12 protein-coding genes are annotated in these 10422 nt (G+C 38.6%); 1 reads left to right on the forward strand and 11 read right to left on the reverse strand.

Annotation, left to right across the window (positions count from 1 at the left end; all coding sequences use genetic code 11):
- On the reverse strand, positions 1-234 hold a 234-nt coding region (locus BBROOKSOX_RS07215), incomplete at its 3' end, for a hypothetical protein (RefSeq protein ID WP_218973711.1).
- Positions 209-1927, reverse strand: a complete 1719-nt coding sequence (locus BBROOKSOX_RS07220; RefSeq protein ID WP_139660533.1) for a discoidin domain-containing protein — start codon at positions 1925-1927, stop codon at positions 209-211. The genes BBROOKSOX_RS07215 and BBROOKSOX_RS07220, both read right to left, overlap by 26 nt.
- A gap of 137 nt (positions 1928-2064) precedes the next feature.
- Here BBROOKSOX_RS07220 and BBROOKSOX_RS07225 point away from each other — a divergent pair, with 137 nt between their 5' ends.
- On the forward strand, positions 2065-2241 hold the full coding sequence (locus BBROOKSOX_RS07225) for a helix-turn-helix domain-containing protein (protein WP_139660534.1): 177 nt from the start codon (positions 2065-2067) through the stop codon (positions 2239-2241).
- A 132-nt stretch (positions 2242-2373) separates the two neighbouring features.
- On the opposite strand, the gene BBROOKSOX_RS07230 is transcribed toward BBROOKSOX_RS07225, so the two are convergent.
- The 9 genes from BBROOKSOX_RS07230 to BBROOKSOX_RS07270 form a co-directional block, all read right to left on the reverse strand.
- Positions 2374-4167 carry a tetratricopeptide repeat protein gene (locus BBROOKSOX_RS07230; RefSeq protein WP_139660535.1) on the reverse strand — a complete coding sequence of 598 codons (1794 nt, stop codon included), beginning with the start codon at positions 4165-4167 and terminating at the stop codon, positions 2374-2376.
- 9 nt (positions 4168-4176) lie between these two features.
- Positions 4177-4908, reverse strand: a complete 732-nt coding sequence (djlA, locus tag BBROOKSOX_RS07235) for a co-chaperone DjlA (protein ID WP_139660536.1) — start codon at positions 4906-4908, stop codon at positions 4177-4179.
- A 45-nt stretch (positions 4909-4953) separates the two neighbouring features.
- Complete coding sequence (locus BBROOKSOX_RS07240) at positions 4954-5235, reverse strand: hypothetical protein (RefSeq protein WP_139660537.1); 282 nt, start codon at positions 5233-5235, stop codon at positions 4954-4956.
- Positions 5232-6218, reverse strand: a complete 987-nt coding sequence (gene nagZ, locus BBROOKSOX_RS07245) for a beta-N-acetylhexosaminidase (RefSeq protein WP_139660538.1) — start codon at positions 6216-6218, stop codon at positions 5232-5234. Before nagZ ends, BBROOKSOX_RS07240 begins: the two co-directional genes overlap by 4 nt.
- Positions 6219-6221: 3 nt before the next feature.
- A complete protein-coding gene (locus tag BBROOKSOX_RS07250; RefSeq protein WP_139660543.1) occupies positions 6222-7691 on the reverse strand; it encodes an AmpG family muropeptide MFS transporter in 1470 nt (489 codons plus the stop codon).
- Positions 7692-7729: 38 nt separating this feature from the next.
- On the reverse strand, positions 7730-8131 hold the full coding sequence (locus tag BBROOKSOX_RS07255) for a rhodanese-like domain-containing protein (protein ID WP_139660539.1): 402 nt from the start codon (positions 8129-8131) through the stop codon (positions 7730-7732).
- Positions 8128-8574, reverse strand: a complete 447-nt coding sequence (locus BBROOKSOX_RS07260) for a L,D-transpeptidase (protein WP_139660540.1) — start codon at positions 8572-8574, stop codon at positions 8128-8130. The genes BBROOKSOX_RS07255 and BBROOKSOX_RS07260 overlap by 4 nt, the downstream gene beginning before the upstream one ends.
- Positions 8571-9887, reverse strand: a complete 1317-nt coding sequence (gene rlmD / locus BBROOKSOX_RS07265) for a 23S rRNA (uracil(1939)-C(5))-methyltransferase RlmD (protein WP_139660541.1) — start codon at positions 9885-9887, stop codon at positions 8571-8573. Before rlmD ends, BBROOKSOX_RS07260 begins: the two co-directional genes overlap by 4 nt.
- A 3-nt stretch (positions 9888-9890) precedes the next feature.
- Positions 9891-10422 (reverse strand): hypothetical protein (locus BBROOKSOX_RS07270; RefSeq protein ID WP_218973712.1); only part of this gene is annotated, 532 nt, incomplete at its 5' end.

Below are 10422 nucleotides of genomic sequence, written 5' to 3' on the forward strand. Positions count from 1 at the left end.
TAAATAGGGATGATTAGCAAAATCCAATTTTTGCCCAATTGGTGATTTCTTTAAACCTTGTCCTAGCAGGGCTAAGGCTGGGTTTAAAAAATCGCCAAGTGGGTGAAAAGTGGGTTTCTGATGATTGTTTCTATTTATGCAAAGGTCTCTAATAAATGATAAAAATTTTGTAAACCCTGATGTGGTCAATATTCGCATAAACTGTTCATTAATCGGGTGCACCTTTGCCTCCATAATTTGGATTCCCCCAGGCTGTAATTGATCCATCGGCTTTAACAGCGGCAAAAGAAAATTGGTTTGAATAAATATTAATATAGCCACTGTCTCGGGGCAGGGGTGCATTTTTAGAACCGTCAACCCCCTTCCAACCCCAAGCTGTAATTGAGCCATTAACTTTAAGGGCGGCAAAGGTTCCATAAGTTGAAGAAATTTTGGTGTAACCCTTGTCCTTAGGTGCACCTTTGCCTCCATAGCCTGGATCCCCCCAAGCTGTGATTGATCCATCGGCTTTAAGAGCAGCGAAAGCACTATCGGTTGAATAAATTTTAGTATAGCCGCTACCTACAGGTGCATTGCTACCTCCATTGCGCGGATCACCCCAAACCGTAATTGTGCCATCTGCTTTAAGGGCAGCAAAAGCACTATTGGTTGAATAAATTTTAGTATAGCCACCATCCCTAGGTGCATTGTTAGCTCCATTGTGCAGATCACCCCAAGCCGTAATTGTGCCATCCGCTTTAAGGGCAGCAAAAGCACTATCGGTTGAATAAATTCTGATGTAGCCACTGTCTCTGGGTGTAGGTTTACTTTTTGCTCCAAAGTCACCCCAAGCCGTAATTGATCCATCAACTTTAAGGGCAGCAAAGCCAGAAATATTTGAATAAATCTTGGTGTAGCCACTGTCAGTAGGTGCGTTTACACTGCCACCCCAAGCTGTAATTGTGCCATTAGCTTTAAGAGCGGCAAAGGTATTGCCGGCTGAATAAATTTCGATATAACCATTGTCGATGGGCGCATGGCCTTCACCGTATGTTTCACCCCAAGTTGCGATTGTACCATCAACTCTAAGGGCGGAAAAAGCGGAAAGCGTTGAGGCAATCTTGACATAACCATTGTTCTTGGGCGTGCCTTTTTTGCCGCCCCAATCTGGATCACCCCAAGTTTTGATTGTACCATCTTCTTTTAGAGCCGCAAAAGCACTACCAGCTGAATAAATCTTGGTATAACCCCCACCAGTAGGTGGGTTTACACCTCCATAATTTGAGCCACCCCAAGCCGTGATTGAGCCATCGGGATCAAGAACGGCAAAAGCACCCATATTAGGATAATTTGGTGCATTAGTCGTCCCGCCAAAGTCATTATGAGCGCTAGAATAATCTACTTCAGGAAACCGCCAATTTTTTATTTTTGGACTACAAAGCTCGCCACCTATCACCTGAACTTCTGCTAAAGATAAATGGTTTTTACCAAGTAACTGGATTCTAACATAACGACCTTGTTTATCTTGTGCATCTAATCTAATGATTGTTTTTGGATTAGGCATGACATAAAAATCTTGTTGATAAGTGTTGGTCCTGAAGTATTCTTCATTAGAAATACCAACCCGATAGCTCTTTAGTCTGTCTGCACAACAATCAGTGCGGTTGTAAATGATGATTTGATTAATAATTTTCTTGCTGCCTAGATCAACCTGCCACCAAGCACCTTGTTCACTTCTGGTGCTGGTTGTGCTGTTGTTATACCAGTTGCCGTCAGTGTTACCATCAACTGCATTTCTAGCACGACCGAGCGTGGGGGAGACATCACTGGATTGAGAGGTCTGTTTGTCGTAGGCCAGATTGATACCCGCCTGAACGATGGTAGTCATAAGAGATGCTGTTAGTAGTAAAGCACGACTGACATTTTTATTGATGGGCGTTAAGTTCATGGTATTTTCCTTGTGGTTAATTTAAACTAACAAGTTTATGCTAGTAACGAATCTTGCATTCACATCATAAACACAACACTCGTTAGTTGGTCAAAAGAATATATTAACCACTCTTTAATCTGACAAAAAAGTGAAACATGAAAAAATACACACAATTAACCTGTGAACAAAGATACCATATTTATCTCCTAAATAAACAAGGATATAGTCAAACTTTTATTGCCAAATCAATGGGCAGAAATAAATCAACCATTTCTAGAGAATTGTCTCGTCATACTGGCGTTCGCAACCAATTTTGGGGCGCTTGGAATTAGATAAAAAAGATTAAGGGTCTTAACTGATTAAGACCCCGAAACTTTAAAGAACTTGATAGATCCAATAAAAGATGACACTCCCTTTATTCGAGGCGATGGGTGCTTTTGTGAAAATACATATCAAGTAGCTCGTTATTGACTAATCTTATCTGCGTATTGTTGCAATAATTCTATAGGTTCAAAACCTTGTTCTTTTGCCCGCTCAATATTGGCAGAAAAATCCCACCCTATTGACTTTACCCCCATTTCTAACAACGCATCCAATTGCTCTATCGCCTGCTGTCGATAATCAGGACAATGTGCCAAACGATAAAACCATAATTCAGCCAATAGATCTTGATGATTGTCAGCAAAATTAAATGCTTTGTCTAAATACACTTGCGCCTGAGATTCTTCACCCTTAATGAACAAAAATTGTGCATAATTGCCATTATTGTTTGCATGATCAGGTTCAGTTTTTAAGGCTTTTTTATAATGCTTTTCTGCTTGGTCGTAATTTTTGCGAATACCCTTTAAAAGGTTTGCATAATTGCCATTAAAAGTTGCATTATTAGGCTTGGATTCTAAGGATTTTTTATAATGCTTTTTTGCTTGATCGTAATCTTTGCGAATATTCATTAAAAAGCTTGCATAATTGTTATTAGCATTTTCATCATCAGGTTCAAGTTCTAAGGATTTTTTGTAATACGCTTCTGCTTGGTCGTGATTTTTGCGAATATTCGTTAAAAAGAATGCACAATTGTTATTAACAATTGCATTATCAGGTTCAAGTTCTAAGGATTTTTTATAATACGCTTCTGCTTGGTCGTGATCTTTGCGAATATTCGTTAAAAAGAGTGCGTAATTACCGAAAAGTTCAAAACTCTTAGGGTGTGCTTCCAACCCTTCTTGATATATTTTATTTTGCTTATTAGGATCTGTTTCTTTTTTAACTTGTAATTCATAATCCCACCAAGTGGGTAATTGTACTTTTAATGCTTCTAATTCATCATCTTCTATATCTTGTTTTTTACCTAACTCCTTCAGTTTCTCTTGGTATTTCTTTGCTTGTTTAACGGCATTCTTAACCAATACACTTTCCTCAACATTGTCTAGATCAATTATTGGATCGTGCTTTAATTTAGCGTTCAACATGAGCATAAAACGATCAAACCCTTTAATTTCAACAATGAAATCTTGCTCTGTTAACAGTTTTTTTGTTTCTGCTGATAGTCTACTTTTATCTCTACAACACCAATAGATGGGTTTTCTACTGGTGGTTTCTCGTAAATAATCCATAATACCTGTGTCATAGCCACCATAACCAATCACAATTAAATGCACGCCTTCTAAAACAGGGGTAAGGTTCTTTTTAAACTCGGGTGGCAAGGTATTTGTATCTTGCTCGGTATTTTTTGGGCTTAATAAATAATCATGATGTAGTTTCACAATCACTGGGCGAATGCTATTATTAACAGAAATATAATTAGCCAAAGAGGTATGCCCGATAATTAAAGGTTTGGCATTTTGAAGTGAAAATAAAGCATCTTCGGTCATTGTGTCAAAGTTGGTGGTTAGCACAAATTTATGTTTGGTGTTGGTTAGAATTTGTGCCAAAAATAAGTAGCCGATGCTTGGGGTTGCTCGATTGATGTATCCCTGCAGTTCATCATGACCAGCGGAGGCGTTCGCTCTAAAACGCTGGGAAAAGATCTCGCTATAGTATTTGGCAGGTTCTTCTTCCCACTTTTTAAGCTCTCTATTATTAGCCCCCTTATTGTTTTTAATGGTTCTTAGCCACTTTTCACTTAATGCTTTAGCGGCAGGAATGCCAGAATCAACGGAAGCACCTGCCCCTAAAAAGAAGCCATATCTTGTATCGCTATCTTTGGCATCAGCAACAGCTTGAATTAATTCTTGATAGCTAATGTATTGTGCTTTTGCCATAGGGTGGTGTCAGTGTCGAGATTTTTTGATGACATCATAAGCTTTGTTGATTTTTTTTGATTGCTCATTAGCGTAATCCATAAATTCTTTAGGCAAACCTTGGGATTGTATCTTATCGGGATGATGTTTGGATATGGCTTTTCTGTAGGCTTTCTTAATCTCTTTATCGCTATTATCTTTAGTGCACCCAAGTACTTGGTAATGCTTATCTATATCAGCCTTACCCCAGTTACCCTGACTATTAACACTATTTTTAGTGTCATTATATATACCGCTGTGTAAACCTAAATACTCGGGTATTTTTCTTAGAATTTCATCTTCTTGTTCGTGCAAAACACCGTCAGAATACGCAACTTCCCAAAGCACTGCATAGACAACCCCTCGCATTTCCACACTGGCTACTGCCCTATATTGACTGGCATATTCGTAGATTGATTGCTCACTTGATGACGCTTTTCTAAAGGCATTGATGGCAGTTTCTTTGTCTTTACTGCTCAATCTTATCGCATTCATAAACTGTGTTACAGCATCAATTTCTTCTTTAGCGATGACGCCATCTGCCTTTGCCATCTTTGCAAGTATTGAGAAAAGAGAGTTAAGGAAGAGTGTTGTGGCGTGAACATTGTTATTGACATTGAATGACTTTATAACAAAGTTCAATATCAAAACGATGGCAAGCCCGATAAACGCACCAACAGCTCCATTAGCCCAATAACCAAAAATGGCAGCCAAAAAAATCATTTTTTATTTTTACTAACTTGAGACCTTTTTAAAAACATATTGAATCTAGTTTAGCGTTTTCTTTAGCTCATCAACAGAAATACTTTGTACCGTTTGCTCATCGGTATAAACAGGTTTCATTTTGGTATGTGTGCCCGATTCTTTTTCAATGGCGACCTGCCTAGAAACGACGATATCCAAGCAATCGGTGATCATTCTTTGCGTATCCTGCGCCAATGGATGGCGCAACCCTGGCTTGGTCATGGTGTCCTTTGCTACAGCAATAAGGGTTTTTCTTACCGCATTTAATAGGCGAAGTTCAAAATCTTGCTTGTTGTCTTTACTCATAGTAAATCACTGATATTTTCTAAATGTTGGGAATAAGTTATTTTACCGGCATCCTTAGACTTAATCCCTCGCATTGATTGTAGTTTTTCACTCATCGGCCAATCACGCTCAATCACCTGTTCCACTAATTCAGGATGATTACAAATCAGCACCATATCGCAACCACTCTCAAGTGAGACTTGAACACGCTTGACTATATTTTTAATAAAATGTGCGCCTTGCATGGATAAATCATCACTAAATATCACGCCATTAAAGCCCAATTTTTCTTGCAAAATTTCCTTAATCCATTTTGATGAAAAACCCGCTGGACTTGAGTCCACTTGTGAGTACACCACATGTGCTGGCATGACGGCGTCCAAACCATGGTTAATAAGATCCTTAAAAACTTGCATATCTTGAGAAATATCACTCAATGGGCGTTCATCTACTGGTAAATCTAGATGTGAATCTGCTGCTACAAAACCATGTCCAGGGAAATGCTTACCCACACATTTCATGCCCGCATCATGCATGCCTTTAATCAGGCTGCCGGCCAACTTCACCACCACATCAGGGTTGGAATGGAAGGCTCTATCGCCAATCACAGAAGATGTGGCATAATCCAAATCAAGCACTGGTGCAAAAGAAAAATCCACGCCAATGGCTAATAATTCTGCTGCTAATACATAGCCACAAGACTCTGCTTGTGCTAAAGCGTGAGCTGGATTTTTATCGTAAATATCACCGAGTTTTGCCATCGCTGGCAAATGCGTAAAGCCCTTTCTAAAGCGTTGTACCCTACCACCCTCGTGGTCAACAGCAATGAGTAAATTCTGATTGGTTAAGCGAATAGAATGAATTAAAGATTTCACTTGATAAATATCTTCAAAATTACGCGAAAATAAAATAACACCACCAATGCTGGATTTGCCTAATTGGGTTTTTTCTTTTTCGGACAATGTCAAACCTGACACATCCATCATAATAGTTCCTAAATTCATATTTTAATCAATGTAAGGTTTAACTTTATATACCAAATACAAAATTGGCAATCCAATCAGCGTGGTGAGAATAAAAAATTCACTATAGCCGAATACTTCTACGATTGTGCCTGAGTAGCCACCAAAAATCTTAGGTAATAAAGTCATTAAAGATGAAAAGACGGCATACTGAACCGCGGTAAATTTAATATTGGTAAGACTCGATAAGAAAGCAATAAAGGCTGCACCTGCCAACCCTGCCGATAGATTATCCATCGCAATGGTAATGTATAGCCAAGTCATATCATGACCGGCACTAGCCAAAACAATAAACAATAAATTGGTTATTGCAGACAGCGCCGCGCCTAGAAATAACACTTTAAATACGCCAAACCTAATCGCCATCAAGCCGCCTAAAAATCCACCTGCAATGGTCATGAATAGACCAAATGTTTTAGCTACAGTGGCAATTTCAATTTTGCTAAAACCCATATCTTGGTAAAAAATATTGGCCACAACGCCGAGTACAATATCACTCACTCGATACAAGCCAATCACTGCTAATAATAAAATAGCAACACGCAATCCATAACGATCAAAAAAGTCCTTAACCGGATCAACATAAGTGCTATTCACCATCGAACGATTGACAATATTTAACGCGATTAATATTCTAGCTGCCATATAAGCACCGGCAATAGCCAGTATCATTCTTAATGTAGCGACAATAAAACCAGACAAATACTGATTAGAAAATACTTCCGTAAGGCTTGATTTAACTGCCTTACCAAGATCAGCACTAACAACAAATGTGGCAATAAAAGCAACGACTATGGCTAAAAATAATGCAAAAAATCTAAGATAATCTGTGGTTGAGTATGCTTTATTGTGCCCACTTAAATCAGGCTCTTTGATTAATAGTGTGGTTACCACACCGACCATCATCACCATAGTCATTACTAAATAAGTATTTGACCAAGCTGAAAAACTATATAACTCTTTGGTGGAGCCAAAATAACTGGCCAAAAATAAACCACCGGCACCCGCCACCAGCATGCCAATTCGATAACCTGCAATATAAGTGGCAGACAACATTGATTGCATATTTTTATCAGATGATTCAATACGGTATGCATCAATGACAATATCTTGTGTGGCTGATGAAAACCCAAGTAGCACTGCACCAATCGCCATTAACTCTAAATTATCAATATTAGCTTGCGGATTGACAGTAGACATTAGCCAGATTGAAACCATAATGGCTAATTGAGAAACAAACATCCATGATCTTCTTCGACCCAACAATTTGGTCAAAAAAGGCAGCGGCAGGCGATCAACTAATGGTGCCCATACAAATTTGAATGAATAGCCTAATGCCGCCCAAGAGAAGAAGGTAATACTAGATTTTGCAACGCCAGCTTCATTCAGCCAAAGCCCCAATGTAGAAAAAATAAGCAAAATTGGTACGCCCGCTGAGAAGCCAAGAAAAAGCATGGTTATCACTCGAGGGTGGATAAAAAGCTTAATATTATCTAACATTGTAACCAAGGCATGCCGTCATGACGCCAGCCATTGACATTGCCACGCTGATTATTTTCATCAAGATCCCCCTCAAAGCCACTAACAACATGAGCAACATTGGTAAAGCCAAATTTAAGCAGGCATTTGCCCGCATCACCAGAGCGATAACCGCTGCGACAAATTAGAATAATTTCAGTGTCTTTTTGGCAATTAAAGCGCCCAATAGCAGCAATGAATTCATCTTCATTGGCTTCCCAATCAGGGTCATCAAGCCAGGGCACAAAAATACAGTCAACTGGTCGACCAACAAATTTGTTTTCTGCTTCACAGCGAACATCAATTAGTACTGCATCTTTATTGGCTTTTAGACGCTCTAAAGCATTCTTAGGTAAGTATTGTGCTAATATAGTCATGGTTTCATTATAACAACATCTTCACCGATTTTAACGCGTTCAAATAACTCAATAATATCTTGGTTACGCAGTCTAATACAACCCTTTGAACTAGGCACACCCATTGTTGCCTCATCAGGTGCACCATGAATATAAATATAGCGTGCTTTGGTGTTTTTATTATGCGCTTCAATTCCATCTAACCAAAGAATACGCGTCAATATCCAATCTCTATTAGGGTATTGTTGCTTTAGTTTAGGTGAATATATTTCACCCGTTGGCACTCTTGCTACCAACACTGCACCTATGTCAAGCCCATCACCAATCATCGAGGCAATTTTAAACTTACCCGTTGGCGTGCAAAATGAACCCTCTTCTTCCCCAAGTCCATTTGCCGCACTACTGATAGAATAAGTTTTATCCTTAAAAGACAGTGTTTGGTCTTTAATGCTAATACTAATCATTTGGTAAATAATGCAATTGATTCTACATGAGCAGTCTGTGGGAACATATCCATCACGCCTGCAGATTCTAGTTTATATCCAATCTCAATGAGTCTAGCAGTATCTCGTGCCAAAGTTGCAGGATTGCACGACACATACACCAATCGCTCAACGCCAAGTTTAGGTAATAATTCTACAATTTCAATCGCGCCTGAGCGCGCTGGGTCAATTAGTGCTTTGTTGTATTTTTTGCCTCTAAACCATTCAAAACCTGCTACTTCTTTAAATAAATCTGCCTTATAAAAATCAGCATTTTGAATGTCATTTCTCTGTGCATTTTCCTTAGCACGCTCAATCAGTCCGCTATCGCCCTCAACACCAATCACCTGTTTTGCATAACGCGCCATCGGCAAAGTAAAATTACCCAAACCACAAAACAAATCAATCACTTCATCGTCATCATTGAGCTCAAGTAAATCAATTGCCAATGACACCATTTTTTGATTCAGTTTAAAATTGACTTGAGTAAAATCCGTTGGTAAAAACGCCATTTCAATGTTATGCTCAGGATGAGAATAGGTTAAATCAACGCCTCTATCAAGAGGTTTAACCGTGTCTTCTCCACCACTTTGAGTATAAAAAGTAACACCCAAATCCTTAGCACAATCTAACAATATCTGCTCATCTTTCACACTTAATGGCTCAAGATGTCGCAAGATGAGCACTGTGTTATTTTCAGCAACAGCAACTTCCAATTGGGGTACTTGTGATTTGATTGAGAGTTTTTCTATTGCACTGCCCAACGCTACCAAATGTTGCCCGATTGAAGGATGCAATACTTCGCACCTATCCATATTGGCAATCCAGCCTGATTTTTTTTCTCGAAAACCCACCAATACTTTGTCTTTTTTGACAACAAAACGCACGCCTAAACGCGCCTTACGCCTATAGCCCCAATCCTCTACCTGCAAAGGTTCAAGCCAATTTTTTGGCTCGGTTTTGGCTTGCTGTTGAAATGCATCTTTTAGCCATTTTCCTTTAGCATCAATTTGGTCTGTGCTGGATAAATATTGAAATGAACAACCCCCGCAAATACCAAATACCGCACACTTTGGTGTCATGCGCTTAGGTGAGGCAAGCAACACTTCGCTCACCTGCGCTTCTTCAAATTTAGCCCGCGAAAAACACCGCTCAGCAATCACAGTTTCACCCGGTAATGCACCACTGACAAAAATTACCTTTTCATCAAGATGCGCAATGCCTCGCCCTTCGTGCGATAACGATTCAATCTCTAATTCGTAAGTCTTAGGTTTTAGTTTTCTTCTTCTACCCATAAGTCACACCTTATAATTACACTCAATACTAGCAGAAATTCCATTTTTCTTTAACCAATCAGAAAAATCACCACTTCTAGACCAAAAATTTTTAAAATTAAAATCATTGTTACTTAATGTTAAGTCAATACCCTTATCCCTACAAAACTTTGACTTAAATTTATCTGCACTTTGAACTTTATAAAAATCATTAAATAATTTTTTGTTATTGGCTTTATTGCAAGAAAAACAAAGTTCCTCTTCTAAATTCTTATGTTGCACAATAAGACAAAAATTATACAGTTTTAAAAGCTTTATATTTTTACTGAAACACTCAGTATTTGTAACATCATCGGTGTCAACCACGAAAAACAATTTATCATCTTTATTAATAGTTCTTTGTATCTTGCGAAAACGACCCTTCCAAAGATTGAATTTTCTAACCTTACCTGAACTTATTTTTTTTGTATTTTTTAAAAACTCCAATAACTTCTTTTCCGTTTCACCTTCATAAAAATAAAAAACCTGTTTTCTACTCATTACAACAACTCCTCTA

The organism is bacterium endosymbiont of Bathymodiolus sp. 5 South (assembly GCF_900128535.1).
Classification (GTDB): Bacteria; Pseudomonadota; Gammaproteobacteria; order PS1; family Pseudothioglobaceae; genus Thiodubiliella.